Annotated in this window: 13 protein-coding genes and 1 pseudogene; 5 read left to right on the top strand and 9 right to left on the bottom strand. The window is 59.4% G+C overall.

From position 1 onward, the window contains the following. Nucleotides 1-203 precede the first annotated feature (203 nt). Genes gnd through HKK57_RS22705 form a run of 3 tightly spaced genes read left to right on the top strand, consistent with a single transcriptional unit; the run spans nucleotide 204 to nucleotide 3,525 of the window. Nucleotides 204-1,184 (top strand): phosphogluconate dehydrogenase (NAD(+)-dependent, decarboxylating), encoded by a 981-nt coding sequence (gene gnd / locus HKK57_RS22695; RefSeq protein WP_070995262.1) that lies wholly within the window; start codon nucleotides 204-206, stop codon nucleotides 1,182-1,184. Beyond that, nucleotides 1,181-2,704 (top strand): glucose-6-phosphate dehydrogenase, encoded by a 1,524-nt coding sequence (zwf, locus tag HKK57_RS22700; RefSeq protein ID WP_070995263.1) that lies wholly within the window; start codon nucleotides 1,181-1,183, stop codon nucleotides 2,702-2,704. Before gnd ends, zwf begins: the two co-directional genes overlap by 4 nt. Beyond that, a complete protein-coding gene (locus HKK57_RS22705; RefSeq protein ID WP_169390813.1) occupies nucleotides 2,701-3,525 on the top strand; it encodes an HAD family hydrolase in 825 nt (274 codons plus the stop codon). Before zwf ends, HKK57_RS22705 begins: the two co-directional genes overlap by 4 nt. Here HKK57_RS22705 and nhaB read toward each other — a convergent pair. Beyond that, nucleotides 3,513-5,015, bottom strand: coding sequence for a sodium/proton antiporter NhaB (gene nhaB, locus HKK57_RS22710; protein ID WP_092236911.1), 1,503 nt, complete (start codon nucleotides 5,013-5,015; stop codon nucleotides 3,513-3,515). The two genes, HKK57_RS22705 and nhaB, sit on opposite strands and share 13 nt — an antisense overlap. Nucleotides 5,016-5,231: 216 nt before the next feature. After that, nucleotides 5,232-5,498 carry a hypothetical protein gene (locus HKK57_RS22715; RefSeq protein ID WP_154905988.1) on the bottom strand — a complete coding sequence of 89 codons (267 nt, stop codon included), beginning with the start codon at nucleotides 5,496-5,498 and terminating at the stop codon, nucleotides 5,232-5,234. A 340-nt stretch (nucleotides 5,499-5,838) separates the two neighbouring features. On the opposite strand from HKK57_RS22715, the gene HKK57_RS22720 reads away from it, so the two are divergent. Continuing rightward, on the top strand, nucleotides 5,839-7,164 hold the full coding sequence (locus HKK57_RS22720; RefSeq protein ID WP_154905987.1) for a sigma-54 dependent transcriptional regulator: 1,326 nt from the start codon (nucleotides 5,839-5,841) through the stop codon (nucleotides 7,162-7,164). A gap of 75 nt (nucleotides 7,165-7,239) precedes the next feature. On the opposite strand, the gene HKK57_RS22725 is transcribed toward HKK57_RS22720, so the two are convergent. The 7 genes and pseudogenes from HKK57_RS22725 to HKK57_RS22755 all read right to left on the bottom strand — a co-directional run bounded on the left by HKK57_RS22725 (nucleotide 7,240) and on the right by HKK57_RS22755 (nucleotide 13,246). Further along, nucleotides 7,240-8,532 carry an autotransporter outer membrane beta-barrel domain-containing protein gene (locus tag HKK57_RS22725; protein ID WP_029291476.1) on the bottom strand — a complete coding sequence of 431 codons (1,293 nt, stop codon included), beginning with the start codon at nucleotides 8,530-8,532 and terminating at the stop codon, nucleotides 7,240-7,242. A 49-nt stretch (nucleotides 8,533-8,581) separates the two neighbouring features. Next, entirely contained in the window at nucleotides 8,582-9,328 is a 747-nt protein-coding gene (locus HKK57_RS22730) for a hypothetical protein (protein ID WP_029291478.1), read from the bottom strand. A gap of 37 nt (nucleotides 9,329-9,365) precedes the next feature. Next, nucleotides 9,366-10,046, bottom strand: a complete 681-nt coding sequence (locus HKK57_RS22735) for a C39 family peptidase (RefSeq protein WP_029291480.1) — start codon at nucleotides 10,044-10,046, stop codon at nucleotides 9,366-9,368. Nucleotides 10,047-10,380: 334 nt separating this feature from the next. Beyond that, nucleotides 10,381-10,474, bottom strand: a pseudogene (locus HKK57_RS27435) (hypothetical protein); the annotation flags it as partial. Between the two features lie 451 nt (nucleotides 10,475-10,925). Continuing rightward, nucleotides 10,926-11,474: an adhesin gene (locus tag HKK57_RS22745; protein ID WP_070995268.1), complete on the bottom strand. Its 549-nt coding sequence runs from the start codon at nucleotides 11,472-11,474 to the stop codon at nucleotides 10,926-10,928. Beyond that, nucleotides 11,471-11,929, bottom strand: coding sequence for a hypothetical protein (locus tag HKK57_RS22750; protein ID WP_029291484.1), 459 nt, complete (start codon nucleotides 11,927-11,929; stop codon nucleotides 11,471-11,473). The genes HKK57_RS22745 and HKK57_RS22750 overlap by 4 nt, the downstream gene beginning before the upstream one ends. A 318-nt stretch (nucleotides 11,930-12,247) precedes the next feature. Continuing rightward, nucleotides 12,248-13,246, bottom strand: a complete 999-nt coding sequence (locus tag HKK57_RS22755; RefSeq protein ID WP_029291486.1) for a FecR family protein — start codon at nucleotides 13,244-13,246, stop codon at nucleotides 12,248-12,250. A 151-nt stretch (nucleotides 13,247-13,397) separates the two neighbouring features. Here HKK57_RS22755 and HKK57_RS22760 point away from each other — a divergent pair, with 151 nt between their 5' ends. Further along, on the top strand, nucleotides 13,398-13,667 hold the full coding sequence (locus HKK57_RS22760) for a PepSY domain-containing protein (protein ID WP_029291487.1): 270 nt from the start codon (nucleotides 13,398-13,400) through the stop codon (nucleotides 13,665-13,667). Nucleotides 13,668-13,677 lie beyond the last annotated feature (10 nt).

Below are 13,677 nucleotides of genomic sequence, written 5' to 3' on the forward strand. Positions count from 1 at the left end.
CAGGAGTCAGGGGCGATTCTGATTTCTTTTTTGGCTCAAGGGAACTTTTTTATTTTTTGGGGTCGCTGTGACTTTTCAGCCAGTGATGGTGAAACGATGGCCTGTTTTTGTGATGAAACTAGTGCGATTGGCGCCGGACTAATTCGTCATTGCGCTATAAACTGTGTCACACATTTTTTATTTGTAGTTGGGAGCATCAATACATGCAACTGGGGATTATCGGACTAGGCCGCATGGGCGGGAATATTGCGCGCCGCTTGATGCTCAATGGGCATACCACCGTGGTCTACGACCGCAATGAAGCATTCGTCAAAGGCTTGAGTGAAGAGGGCGCCACTGGCGTTGCCGATCTCGCCGCCCTGGTCGCCGGCCTGCAAAAACCGCGGGCTGTCTGGGTCATGCTGCCGGCGGGCGAACCCACCGAAACCACGATCAACGACCTGAGCCAACTGATGGAACCCGGCGATGTGATCATCGACGGCGGCAACACTTTCTATAAGGATGACGTGCGTCGCGGCAAGGCTCTGGCGGAAAAAGGCCTGCACTACATCGACGTCGGCACTTCCGGTGGCGTCTGGGGCCTGGAGCGTGGCTACTGCATGATGATTGGCGGCGACGCCGAGACCGTCAAACACTTGGACCCGATCTTCGCCACCCTGGCGCCAGGCCTGGGCGATATCCCGCGGACCAAGGACCGTACCGCCACCGATGACCGTGCCGAACGTGGTTACATCCATGCTGGCCCTGCCGGTTCCGGACACTTTGTGAAGATGATCCACAACGGCATCGAGTACGGGATGATGCAGGCGTTTGCCGAAGGGTTTGACATCCTCAAGACCAAGAACTCGGAAAACCTGCCGCCAGAACAGCGCTTCGACCTGAACGTGGCCGACATCGCCGAAGTCTGGCGTCGCGGCAGCGTCGTATCTTCCTGGCTGCTGGACCTGACCGCCGATGCCCTGGCGACCGACCCCAAGCTCGACGGTTACTCCGGTTCCGTGGCCGACAGCGGCGAAGGGCGCTGGACCATCGAAGCGGCCATGGAGCAATCGGTGCCGGTCCCGGTGCTGTCCAACTCGCTGTTCGCGCGGTTCCGCTCGCGCCAGCAAAGCACTTACGGTGACAAGCTGCTGTCGGCTATGCGCTTCGGCTTCGGCGGCCATGTGGAGACTTCCAAAAAATGACGGCCAACGGCAAGAAACCCAAGGCCGAACCCGCTCCACCCACTACCTTGTTCCTGTTTGGCGCCCATGGCGACCTGGTCAAGCGCCTGCTCATGCCGGCGCTGTACAACCTCAGTCGCGATGGTCTGCTGGGTGAGGGCCTGCGGATTGTCGGGGTGGATCACAACGCGATCAGCGATGTCGACTTCGCCAAGAAACTCGAAGACTTCATCCGCACCGAAGCCGCGAGCAAGGTCAAGGGCAATGCCGAACATGCACTGGACCCACAGTTGTGGGCCCAGTTGGCCAAGGGCATCAGCTACGTGCAGGGCGATTTCCTCGATGATGGCACCTATGCCGACATCGCCAGCAAAATCGCTGACAGCGGCACCGGCAACGCGGTGTTCTACCTGGCCACCGCGCCGCGCTTCTTCAGTGAAGTGGTGCAGCGCCTGGGCCGGGCCAACCTGCTGGAGGAGAGCCCCGAGGCTTTCCGCCGCGTGGTGATCGAAAAGCCGTTCGGCTCCGACCTGGCCACCGCCGAGGCGTTGAACGCCTGCCTGCTCAAGGTCATGAGCGAAAAGCAGATCTACCGCATCGACCATTACCTGGGCAAGGAAACGGTACAGAACATCTTGATCAGCCGTTTCTCCAACGTGCTGTTCGAAGCGTTCTGGAACAACCACTACATTGACCACGTGCAGATCACCGCTGCGGAAACCGTCGGGGTCGAAACCCGGGGCAGTTTCTTCGAAAACACGGGCACCCTGCGCGATATGGTGCCCAACCACCTGTTCCAGCTGCTGGCGATGATTGCCATGGAACCGCCGGCGGCGTTTGGTGCCGACGCGGTACGTGGCGAGAAGGCCAAGGTGATTGGCGCTGTGCGCCCCTGGTCGCTGGAAGATGCGCGGGCCAACTCGGTGCGCGGCCAATACACCGCCGGCGAGATCGGTGGCAAGGCGCTGCCGGGCTATCGGCAGGAGGCCAATGTGGCCCCGGACAGCAGCACCGAGACCTTCGTGGCACTGAAGGTGATGATCGATAACTGGCGTTGGGTCGGCGTGCCGTTCTACCTGCGCACCGGCAAGCGCATGAGCGTGCGCGACACCGAGATTGTCATCTGCTTCAAGCCGGCGCCGTATGCGCAGTTCCGCGACACCGAAGTCGACGAGCTCAAGCCGACGTACCTGAAGATCCAGATCCAGCCCAATGAAGGCATGTGGTTCGACCTGCTGGCGAAAAAGCCCGGGCCGACCCTGGACATGGCCAACATCCAACTGGGCTTTGCCTACAAGGACTTCTTCGAGATGCAGCCGTCCACCGGCTACGAAACCCTGATCTACGACTGCCTGACCGGTGACCAGACGCTGTTCCAGCGCGCGGACAATATCGAAAACGGCTGGCGTGCGGTACAGCCGTTTCTCGATGCGTGGAAAGAAGACGACGGGATCCAGGCCTACAAGGCTGGCGAAGATGGCCCGGCGGCGGCAGATGCGTTGCTGGCCCGTGATGGCCGCGCTTGGCATAGCCTCGGATGAGTGCAGACGCGATTCAACCCATCCGTTTTTTGCTGAGTGATATGGACGGCACTTTGTTGTTGCCCGATCACAGCCTGAGCCAACGCACCATCGAAGCCGTAAGGGCGCTGCGCGAGGCCGGGGTGTTTTTCAGCCTCGCCACCGGGCGGCCGCCCAGGGCCATGTTGCAGCAGATCGAAGCGCTGGGCGTCGACGTGCCCACCGCGGGGTTCAACGGTGGCACTCTGGTCAACCCGGATGGCAGCATCCTGGTTGCCCACCATTTGCCGGCTGAAGCGGCGCTGATCACCCTGGCGCTGCTGTGCGAGCAGCCAGAGGTGGAGGTCTGGGTGTTTGCCGAAGGCGACTGGCTGCTGCGCGATCCCACCGGCCCCATGGTGCCTCGGGAGCAGCAGGGCCTGGGATATGCGCCGGTGGTGGTGGAGAGTTTCGCGCCGGTCCTGGGGCGGATCGACAAGATCGTCGCCGCCAGCGCCAACGCCCAGTTGTTGATTGACCTGGAGGCGCAGTTGCAGCCCAAGGTCGCAGGCCTGGCCCAGGTATCGCGTTCGCAACCGGTGTACCTCGATATCACGGCCATGCAGGCCAACAAGGGGGATGCCCTGAAAACCCTGGCCGCTCATCTTGGCGTGGCGCTGGAGCAGACAGCGGCCATCGGCGACGGCGGCAATGACCCGGCGATGTTTCAGGTGGCCGGGTTATCGATTGCCATGGGCCAGGCCGAAGAGGCCGTCAAGCGCCAGGCCGATGTGGTCACCGGCAGCAATCTCGAGGACGGCGCAGCCCAGGCTATCGAACGGTTTATCCTTCACAGCCAATAGCTGACCGCGTACCAGCCCAGCACGCCCATCACCACGGTGTACGGTAGCGCCATCCACACCATCCGCCCGTAGGACAGGCGGATCAGCGGCGCAATCGCAGAGGTCAGCAAAAACAGGAAAGCTGCCTGGCCGTTGGGCGTCGCTACGCTGGGCAGGTTGGTGCCGGTATTGATCGCAATGGCCAGGGTCTCGAAATGCTCGCGGCTCATATGGCCGGACACAAACGCCTGCTTGACCTCGGTGATGTAGATCGTCGCCACAAACACGTTATCGCTGATGGCGGATAACAGGCCGTTGGCAATAAACAGCATGCCCGGCTGTTGTTCGGCGGGCAGTGCCAGCACCCATTGGATCAATGGGGTGAACAGCTGTTGATCATGAATCACTGCGACCACGGCGAAAAACACCACCAGCAACGCGGTAAAGGGCAGGGCGTCCTTGAAGGCATTGCCGATGCGGTGTTCTTCGGTAATCCCGGTAAAGGCAGTGATCAGTACGATCACCAACAAACCGACCAGGCCCACTTCGGCGATATGAAATGCCAGGCCGGCGATCAGGATCAGCGCTGCCAGGCCTTGGACAATCAGCGCCGCACGTTGGCGCGGGGTGCGTTCGGCGTTGTCTTCACGGGCGTAGTTGGCCAGCACTTGGCGCACGTTGTCTGGCAGCAGGGTGCCGTAGCCAAACCAGCGCAGCTTTTCCAGCAACACGCAGGTCATCAGGCCGGCGACCAGCACCGGCAGCGATACCGGGGCAATTCGCTGGAAGAACTCAGTGAAATTCCAGCCCATCTCATGGCCGATCAACAGGTTCTGTGGTTCTCCTACCAGCGTGCACACGCCACCCAGGGCGGTGCCGACGGCGCCGTGCATCAACAGGCTGCGCAGGAAGGCGCGAAATTGCTCAAGGTCGGCGTGGTGCAAGGTGGGCAGGTGGCGGTCGTCGCTGTATTCGCTGTCCTGGCGTGGATCATTGCCTGAGGCTACGCGGTGATACACCGAATAGAAGCCCACGGCCGCACTGATAATGACCGCAGTGACCGTCAAGGCATCAAGAAAGGCTGAAAGAAAGGCCGACAAAAAGCAGAACATTAGCCCCAGCAGCGCTTTTGAGCGCACGCCCAGCAGCAGGCGCGAAAACAGGAACAGCAGCAAGTCCTTCATAAAGTAGATGCCGGCCACCATAAACATCAGCAGCAGGATCACCGGAAAGTTATGCAGCAGCTCGTCGTACAGCGCCTGGGGCGTGGTCATGCGCAGCAACAGTGCCTCGACCATCAACAGCCCACCGGGCATCAACGGATAGCAGTGCAGCGCCATGGCCAGGGTGAAAATGAACTCGGCCACCAGCAACCAGCCAGCCGCAACCGGGCCAAAAGCCCAGAGCACCAGTGGGTTGATGATCAGGAAAGCGAGGATGCTGGCCTTGTACCAACGGGGCGAGTGCCCCAGGAAGTTATGGGCGAAGGCCTGGGCCATTGAACCGGACATGGGGTGCTCCTGGGGGCGAGAAGCGCGCAAAGTGCCCGATGCTCGCAGGAAGATCAAGCGGTCATGGCATGGCAGCCATATAAAGAAGGGAGATACTTAAGTGTCAGGCACGCAAAACCCGTGGCGGGAGTCGAACTCACGCGCCACGGGTTTAATAGTCTTAACAAGTTGCAGCCAATATAAGAAGCGACGGCATGTCGCAGTGGCTGCCTTAACTTACTTGGGCATTGCCCAGGACTGTAGTTGATAACCTTCGCCATTGAGTTCGGCGCGGGCTTGTAGCAGCAGGGTTTCCAATTGTTTTGGATCGGAATAAGTGCTGCAAGGAATCTGTTTGCGCCCGATATGTTTCGCGGTGCGGTCGATCACGGTCAGGCTCACTTCGTCAGTGCCGTTTTGTGGGTCCCAGGCCACGCAGTGAAAGGGTTGGAAAGCACGGTCTGCGATCAAAAGAGCTTCGTTGATACGGAGCGGGGCGTTCATGGGGTCTTCTCTCTAAGTGCCCAATCAGAAGATGTGCCGTCGGTTGGGCTTACCGTTCGGCTAGTACCTGTACTGATGCACGATGACGGGGTACGGGTCACATGTTAGAACAAGAAAATTCAACTTTTCGTGATTAACGTCATGTAAGGCGCGATTTTGAAAGGTGAATGAAAGATTGAAGTAGCGCTTGCCGTGGGCCTGATCGCTAAACGCTGTATCGGTGATGGTTTTATCGCGAAACGATACAAGGCTAGCGTCAAGATCTTGCTAGGGTTATGAGCAGCCTGCCCAAACTATTGTTTCTAAATAACTTTAATGATTTTGACGCCAAGGAATAGTCATGGTTGTTACACCAGCCCTGCGTCGCTTGCTTGTGGTCGATCCCTGTGACGACTGCCACCAGTTATTGCCTGGTTTGCGGGCGGCTGGCTGGGATGTAGACAGTTGCGCCCTGGATGCATTGGGGGATCGTACCTGTGATGTGGGGTTGTTGCGGCTCCAGCCCATGCACTTGGAGCGACCCGAGGCGGTCAAGGAGCTGATCAGCCGCAGTGGTACCGAATGGATCGCCGTGCTCAGCCCAGAAATGCTGCGCCTGCAGAACGTCGGCGACTTTGTCTGCGAATGGTTTTTTGACTTCCACACTTTGCCCTTCGATGTGTCACGGGTCCAAGTGACCCTGGGCCGCGCCTTTGGCATGGCACGCCTGCGGGGTAAAGGCGCCGCTCATGTGAATGAACTGGAACATGAATTGTTGGGCGACAGCCGGCCAATCCGGGAGCTGCGCAAACTATTGGCCAAGCTGGCCCCCACCGAATCGCCGATTCTGATCCGTGGCGACAGCGGCACCGGCAAGGAACTGGTGGCCAAGACCCTGCACCGCCAATCCCAGCGCCACGCCAAGCCGTTTGTGGCGATCAATTGTGGGGCGATCCCAGAGCACTTGATCCAATCCGAACTGTTTGGCCATGAAAAGGGCGCATTCACCGGCGCCCATCAACGCAAGATCGGGCGTATCGAAGCGGCCAACGGCGGCACCCTGTTCCTCGATGAAATCGGCGACTTGCCCATGGAGTTGCAGGCCAACCTGTTGCGCTTTCTCCAGGAAAAACACATTGAGCGCGTAGGGGGTAGCCAACCGATCCCGGTAGATGTGCGGGTGCTGGCCGCGACTCACGTCGACCTTGAAGCCGCCATCGAGAGGGGGACTTTTCGCGAGGACTTGTACTACCGGCTCAATGTCTTGCAAGTGATCACCGCGCCGTTACGTGAGCGGCATGGCGATGTCGGCATGCTGGCCAACCATTTCTCCAGGTTCTACAGCCAGGAAACCGGGCGCCGTCCACGCAGCTTCAGCGAAGATGCCCTGATCGCCATGGGCAAGCATGGTTGGCCGGGCAATGTGCGTGAGTTGGCCAACCGGGTGCGGCGTGGCCTGGTACTGGCTGAAGGGCGGCAAATCGAAGCAGCTGACCTTGGCTTGCAAAGCCAGCAGGCAATCGCGCTGCCCATGGCTACGCTTGAGGACTACAAGCACCGCGCTGAACGCCAGGCGCTGTGTGATGTGTTGAACCGGCACAGTGACAACCTGAGTGTCGCCGCCCGTGTGCTGGGGGTTTCCCGGCCGACGTTCTACCGGTTGCTGCACAAACACCAGATCCGCTAGGGCGGGTAAAAAAGCCCCGTCGCGACCCTTATCGCGACGGGGCTTTTCCTTTTCTCCTTTGTAGGAGCGGCGGTTTTAGAAGTAGTACGGGAATTTCAGGCTGAAGGTGAAGTCCGGTGCGTCATCGGTCATACCAATAGCCAGGTTGGGCACGATGGTCAGGTTCTCACTGGCGGCGATGGTCATGCCGACGTTGAAATAGCCGGCGTTGGCGTCGCTGGAAACAATCGACTGCCAGTCCCCGCCATCAGGCTTGAGCTTGCTCTTGCGCTGGATCAGGTCGGACACCGAGAACGACATACTCATGCGCTCGTTCAAGGCAAATGCCACACCCACGCCGAACTGGAAGCTGTCGCCCAGGCGGACCTTACCCCCGACCTTCTGGTTGACGTCGCTGCTGATGTCATCAAACGAGTCTTCGAGGTTGTGGGTATAGGACACCGAACCAAACAGCACGGCCGGGTCGAAGGTCTTGACCAGGGAAATCCCCGGCGTGATCGACCACACACCGTTGCCGGTGGGCAGATTCTCCGGCACGTACAGGTTGTCGTTGGCGGTCGAACGCACCAACTTGATCCCGAACGGCTCCTTGCCGGTTGGCGCTTTGACCCGCACCGATACCACGGCATCGGGCATGGTTGGCGATTCGTCGAGGAACTTGTAGGCGATCCCGAAGTTGACGTCGCCGATGGTCGGGTCCCGGCTCACGGACTCTTCGGAAGTGGCCTGCGGATCGCCGCCACTGGCGCCACCCGATTGATAGGTGGACTCGCGGTACACCACCGGGACGTTGACGTCGAACTGCCAACGGTTATCGAGGTTGTAGCGGCCGGTCAAGTCCAGGGTCCAGTTATCGGCCTTGATCCGGTCGAGGTTGATATTGCCGAGAAAGATCGAATCCAGTGCGAGGAAACCATTGAGGGTCAACTGGCGGGCGTCGTAACGCGCGTAAGTAATGCCGGTTTCAAAACTGAACTTGCCGTTGCCGAAGAAGCCGCTGGCTTCGTTATACAAGTTACTGACACTTTGCGCCGGCGCCGAATCATCCTTGAGTGATTGCCCGTAGGAGCTGCCACCCGTGGCCCCCCCTGTACCGCCGCTGGCGGCCACGGTGCTGCCGCTTTGCTTGAAGTCTGCTGGCGACTTGGCCAGGCGCTTGGGTGCCGGTACAGCAGGTTGGTCTTCCACCTGGCGTACCCGTTGTTCGAGGACTGCCAGGGCTTTTTGTTGGACTTCGTAGCGCTGCTTGAGCTCCAGCAGTTCTTGTTTGAGGGTTTCGATATCCGCGTCTGGCGCTGCGTACAACATACTCGCGGGCAAGAGCGTACTTAAACAGACAACGGCACGTAGTGATAACGATCGGTGCATGAAGTAAGCCGTCCTTTTCTAATGCGTAAGTGTCGAGGGTCAGCGTAGTTCAATAACCGAGTGTGCGTAGGCCCTTGAGTTGATCCAGATTGCAGTTCAGAGCCCCGGCGCTCAGGCCATTGCTACCAAGCGCGACATTGAGCTGGGTCATGTTGTTGACGAAGTTGCTGTTGCCTTGCAACACCGTGCCTTGCAGCACGTTGCCGCCACCGATCTGCTGCAGCGCGTTGCCCTGGTTGTTGTGGGCCGCGATGGCCATCTGCACGCCGCCATTGTTGGCCGACACACTGACCCGCCCGGCTGCACTGTCTGTTGTAAAGGAGCCGCCCGCCATCAACGCCTGCCCTGATTGCGCCACGTTGGCCGGTGACAGGCCGTTTTCACTGACATTGATCCCGACGTTGTTGTACGCCGTGTTGCCATCGCCGGCGGCACGTACGGTCTGGGTCACACCCTGGCCGCTGCCCAGCCCGGCGCCACCGACCACGGTGCCGGTGCCCGGGTCGCGTTGGGTGCCATTACCCACCGACCCGCTGGATTGCACATAGAATTGCGGAGTGATCGTGGCTGAGTCGATATGCATGTTGGCGCTCACCGTACTGGTGTCGCCCGCAGCATTGGTCCAGGTGGTGCTCATGACAATGCCGAAACTGATAATGCGCCCCGGCATCACGAAGCGGCCGCGCAGTTCAGCCAGTTCCGCGTCGTTCATTTCAATGGGCTTGAACGCCGAGGACGCATAAGCAGGCATCGAGGCTGCCAGGCACAGGGCCGTGAGCCAACGGGAAGTGTTCATCATCTGCTCCTGGGGCGTCCTTCCCCTTATGGCGCTTCTAGAAGAAGTCGCTCTGGATGAAACCGAAGTCCATCAGCTCGGCGTCGCCCACGGGCCGGAACTCGTTCATTTTGGTCTTGGCGGTCAACGGCGTAGGGGGATCGAGCAGGGCGTTGGTCTTGTCATAGCCTTCACCCAGTACGGCGAACACGATGCCATTCCAGCCTGCGACGAAGTCATCCCGCGAATAGCGCTTGTTGCCCAGGACCGGATCGCCGATATAGACCCAGTCTTTTTCGGCTCGCTGCATCACCACGAAGTGCTTGTAGCCACGGATCTCCAACAGCACCACTACCGGAATCTTTACCGTCAGCAGGGTGTCGGGGCCGATCTTGTAGCCCCTGGCCCGCATGCCGATGCTTTCCAGGTAGCGCTTCATGTCCAGCATGGAAAAACCCTGGGTGCGCACCAGATCCTGGTCAGCGTTGATCAGCATGCCTTTGATGATGTGTGCTTCATCGACGTCCAGCCAATAGGCCTGGCGCAGGATGGTGGCGAGTGCCGCGGCACCGCAGCTGAAATCGGTTTTCTGTTCCACCAGGTTGGCGAACCGGCGTTCCCGGATGCTCTCGACCTTCTTGAAGATCACTGCACCGCCGGGCATGGCGGAAATCGCCATTTGCCCTGCCCAGGACGGGCCGGTGAGTAAAAACAAGAGGCAGAGGGTCGCGAGGCGCATGATCATGACCTGGTGGACACTGGAAATAAAAAGGGCCTTGTTGCCAAGGCCCCGTTGCATCAGAACGCCAGTTTGTTGCTGGTGCCTCCTGCGCAGACGGTGCAGCCGCTGCCCAGGGTGAGGGTGTTGCTTTGTTGGTTGCCTGAACCTGCCGCCACGTTCACGCCGATGTTGCCGGACGCATTGTTGGCGGAGTTGAGCAGGCCAGCGTTGTTGACCACGTACTGAGGTTGGTAGCTGTGTTTGGAGGACGCTTCGTTGAGGAAGTGGTTATCCAGGGACACTTGTTCGGTGTTCGAGGCAGACGCGACGTTTTTGCCGTCAGCTGTCACGATTGCCAGGTTGTTTTTCTGTTGGTTGCCTTGACCGGCCGCCACGTTCACGCCCACGTTGCCGGAGCTGTTGTTGGCCGAGTTGACCAGCGAAGCGTTGTTTTGCGTGCCTTTGTTAATGAACTTGTTGTCTTTGCTTTCTTGATAGATATCAGCTCCTGCGAAGACACTGGCCGCATCATCTGCACTACTGGTGATGGCAGCAGCATTGTCTTGCTGGTGGCCGCCACCGGCTGCGATGTTGGCACCCAGGTTGCCTTTGCTGTTGCTCAACGAGCCGTTGGCCCCTGCATTATTGAGGGTCTTGGTATCGTCGAACTTGTTGTCCTTGCTCACTTGCGTGTCAGTCACAACGGCAGCCACGGTGCCGGTTGGAACTGGGGTTGGTTTCCATTTTTCGGCAGGACTTGCCTGTGCAGCAACAGCCATGAGCGCAGCCAGAGCGAAAACCAGTGGTTTGAGAGCCATTGTAGGTTTCATGGTGTATCTCCTTGCTTCTATTAGTTGGTTAAGTGTTGGTACGGTCTAACAAACGCCTATCAAGCTGTTACTTGATAGTCACACCGAGGGTGTTAGCCATCCGGTTCCCCACCCCTGCACTCTGATTCACCTGTACCACTCCACGGCTGCCGGTGAAGGCCTGGTCGCTGGTAACGACCTGGCGGCTGCCAGTGGTAGAGGGGGATCGTGAGTCTGGTAACAGCGTCATGTTCTGTTGCGACAGGACGCTGTCATCGATGCTCTGCGGACCCGTGCTGATCCGCACCGCATTGATCATCTGGTTATTGGCCCCGGCCGACTGGTTGACACCCAGGATGCCGTTGCCATTGCTGAATGAGTTGCCCTGGATCGCCGCGCTGGCGTTAAGGGCGGGATCAACCTTGCCGTCGAGTTTCTGGACAAGCGCGTCGCTGGCCTGGCCACCGAGGCTGATCGCGCGGCTGTTGATCTGCTGTTGTTGATTGCCGGCGGCCTGGTTGACTGACAGCACACCGGTGTATTGCTTGCCGGCGTTGTCGATCAGCGCCTGGTGGCTGCTATCGGCCATGGCCGCCGAACAGCCGATTACGGTGAGGAACAGCCACGAACGGTTCATTGCTGGACCCCCATCATCGCGCCGATGTTGTTCAGCGGCGCCAGGCCGCGCTCGATCGAGCCGCTGATCTGCCCGCCCAGCGTGTTGCCGCTGGCATGTCCGGCCGCCGCACCGGCGCCCAGGCCAGCGGAGTTGCTGCCCAGGGTATTGCTCAAGCCGGGAAGGTCGCCGTTAGGCAGGATGGCGCGGGTGATGCTCGAGCCGCTGCTGACCCCCGCAAAATCGTTGTCGCTGAGTTCGCCACCGGTAGCGCGCAGGATCTGTTGGCTGGGGTTGGCGTTGGCAGTGGATGGGTACGGGTCTTTGCCAAAGGCGGGCCGGCCGACCATAAACCCTTGCACATTGCGGCCCGTCACGATGATGCCGTCCTCGGCGCAGGCGGGCAGGCTCACGCTGGCGCTGAGTACACAGCTGATCAGCAGCAGGCCTATGGAGCCTTGATTGAGAGTTGCCACGGCATCATTCCTTGTTTTGTGACGCTGACCCTAAACAGCGCTGTAAGGAATAGAGCAGAAGCTGTGCCGCTTTTTATATGTTCCAGCTTTTCAATGGCTTGGGATTTATGGCGGGGTGGAGGTGGCGTGGGGTGTATCAGGCATGAAACAGGATGCCGGCGGATGACCAGCGCCTTGCAGGGGGAAGGGGGTGTTTCAGCAAAGCAACACTATCGATGACGAATCGATGAATCCGCAGCCACAGGGCGGTTGCGCGGCGTTGAGTGTTTCAAAAGTGGACACAGCGGCGCGAGCAACACCCTGGGCAGAGCGTGCTGCTCAGATCTTCGGTGCTTTGCGGGGTATGGAGTTGAGCACGGTGTTGCCATCCTGGTTCTGGGTCAGATAGACCGGCAGCACCTTGGGCAGGGAGGACACCAGATGGGTGACTTCATGGATATCGTAGATCCCGCCAATACGGATATTGCCGGTACTGGTATCGGCCAGCATCACCGGTTTGTTGAGGTAGCGGTTGATCAGGGGCAAGGCATCCGCTAGTGCCAGGTTGTCGAGGATCAACTTGCCGGTGCGCCAGGCCAGTGCCGGATCATGGGGAGAGAACGCCTGGAGCTGTGGCTGCGCGTCACCGCGGTTGTAACTGGCTTGCATCCCAGGCGTCAGGTTCAGCCCGCTGTGGCTGGCATCGCTGGTGATCTTCACCGAGCCTTCGAGCAGCATGACCCGCACCTGATCGTCATACTTCCAGACGTTGAACTGGGTGCCTGTCACACGGATCTGCCCGGCGCCGGCGCGCACCACAAACGGGTGTTGGCGGTCATGGCTGATATTGAAGAACGCTTCGCCCTTTTTCAGGGTGGCCCGGCGTTCGTTTTTATAGTTGCTGTAGACCAGTTCGGTACCCAGGTTCAGCTCCACCACACTGCCATCGGCCAGCGTCACTTGGCGCAGGCCGTTTTCGGCATCGTAATGTTCATAGGAACTGGGCAGCCAACCCGCTTCCCAGCCAGTGAAGGCAGCCAGGGGCAGGGCCACCAACGAGATGGCCGCAGCTACGGCGTAGTTGCGCCAGCGGCTGGGCGGCGGCGCCAGTGCAACGGGCGGGGAAGGTTGGCCTGTGCGTGGCAGATGGTCGGCCACATCCCAGATTTCCAGCATGGCGGCATATTCGAAGGCATGCAGGGGATGCGCATCGTGCCACTGTTCGAAAGCCTGCCGCTCGGCCTCTGTGCAATCAAAAGCGTGCAGGCGCATGCACCAATGCGCGGCGGCATCGGTGACGGCATCATATTCGGCTTCTGAAAAAGGCTGTTGGGTCATTGGTGCTTCCTGATTTCGTACATTCTAACCTTCCCGGTAGGGTGCCGAGAACAGCCATCATGGCGAATGAGCATCAATGTGGAACTAATTGGGCCCGCAAACACCCTAAAAATCTGGATCTGTAAGTCATTCTCTATAACGGAGTAAGAAAATGCTGAAGAAAACCCTCACCGCCATGCTTGCCACAGCCACCTTGCTCGGCGCTGGCGCCGCCCTGGCCGATAAGCCAGGTGCAGGCTGGATCACCATCGAAAAAGCCATCGAGACTGCCAAGACCAAGGCCGGCTACATCGAGGTCTACAGTATCGAAGCCGATAACGACGGTTATTGGGAAGGCAAGGGGCGCAAAGCTGACGGCAGCGTCTATGAGTTCCGTGTCGATGGCGCCTCGGGCAATGTGACACGCGACCAGAAAGACTGATCGCAAACCG

Origin of the sequence: Pseudomonas sp. ADAK21, from assembly GCF_012935735.1 — a bacterium.
In the GTDB taxonomy this organism is placed as follows: Bacteria; Pseudomonadota; Gammaproteobacteria; order Pseudomonadales; family Pseudomonadaceae; genus Aquipseudomonas; species Aquipseudomonas proteolytica.

What these genes read in the sequence shown, in the direction of transcription:
- gnd (WP_070995262.1), top strand. Translation starts at nt 204, where the DNA reads ATGCAACTGGGGATTATCGGACTAGGCCGCATGGGCGGGAATATTGCG.
- zwf (WP_070995263.1), top strand. Translation starts at nt 1,181, where the DNA reads ATGACGGCCAACGGCAAGAAACCCAAGGCCGAACCCGCTCCACCCACT.
- HKK57_RS22705 (WP_169390813.1), top strand. Translation starts at nt 2,701, where the DNA reads ATGAGTGCAGACGCGATTCAACCCATCCGTTTTTTGCTGAGTGATATG.
- nhaB (WP_092236911.1), bottom strand. Translation starts at nt 5,015, where the DNA reads ATGTCCGGTTCAATGGCCCAGGCCTTCGCCCATAACTTCCTGGGGCAC.
- HKK57_RS22715 (WP_154905988.1), bottom strand. Translation starts at nt 5,498, where the DNA reads ATGAACGCCCCGCTCCGTATCAACGAAGCTCTTTTGATCGCAGACCGT.
- HKK57_RS22720 (WP_154905987.1), top strand. Translation starts at nt 5,839, where the DNA reads ATGGTTGTTACACCAGCCCTGCGTCGCTTGCTTGTGGTCGATCCCTGT.
- HKK57_RS22725 (WP_029291476.1), bottom strand. Translation starts at nt 8,532, where the DNA reads ATGCACCGATCGTTATCACTACGTGCCGTTGTCTGTTTAAGTACGCTC.
- HKK57_RS22730 (WP_029291478.1), bottom strand. Translation starts at nt 9,328, where the DNA reads ATGAACACTTCCCGTTGGCTCACGGCCCTGTGCCTGGCAGCCTCGATG.
- HKK57_RS22735 (WP_029291480.1), bottom strand. Translation starts at nt 10,046, where the DNA reads ATGCGCCTCGCGACCCTCTGCCTCTTGTTTTTACTCACCGGCCCGTCC.
- HKK57_RS22745 (WP_070995268.1), bottom strand. Translation starts at nt 11,474, where the DNA reads ATGAACCGTTCGTGGCTGTTCCTCACCGTAATCGGCTGTTCGGCGGCC.
- HKK57_RS22755 (WP_029291486.1), bottom strand. Translation starts at nt 13,246, where the DNA reads ATGACCCAACAGCCTTTTTCAGAAGCCGAATATGATGCCGTCACCGAT.
- HKK57_RS22760 (WP_029291487.1), top strand. Translation starts at nt 13,398, where the DNA reads ATGCTGAAGAAAACCCTCACCGCCATGCTTGCCACAGCCACCTTGCTC.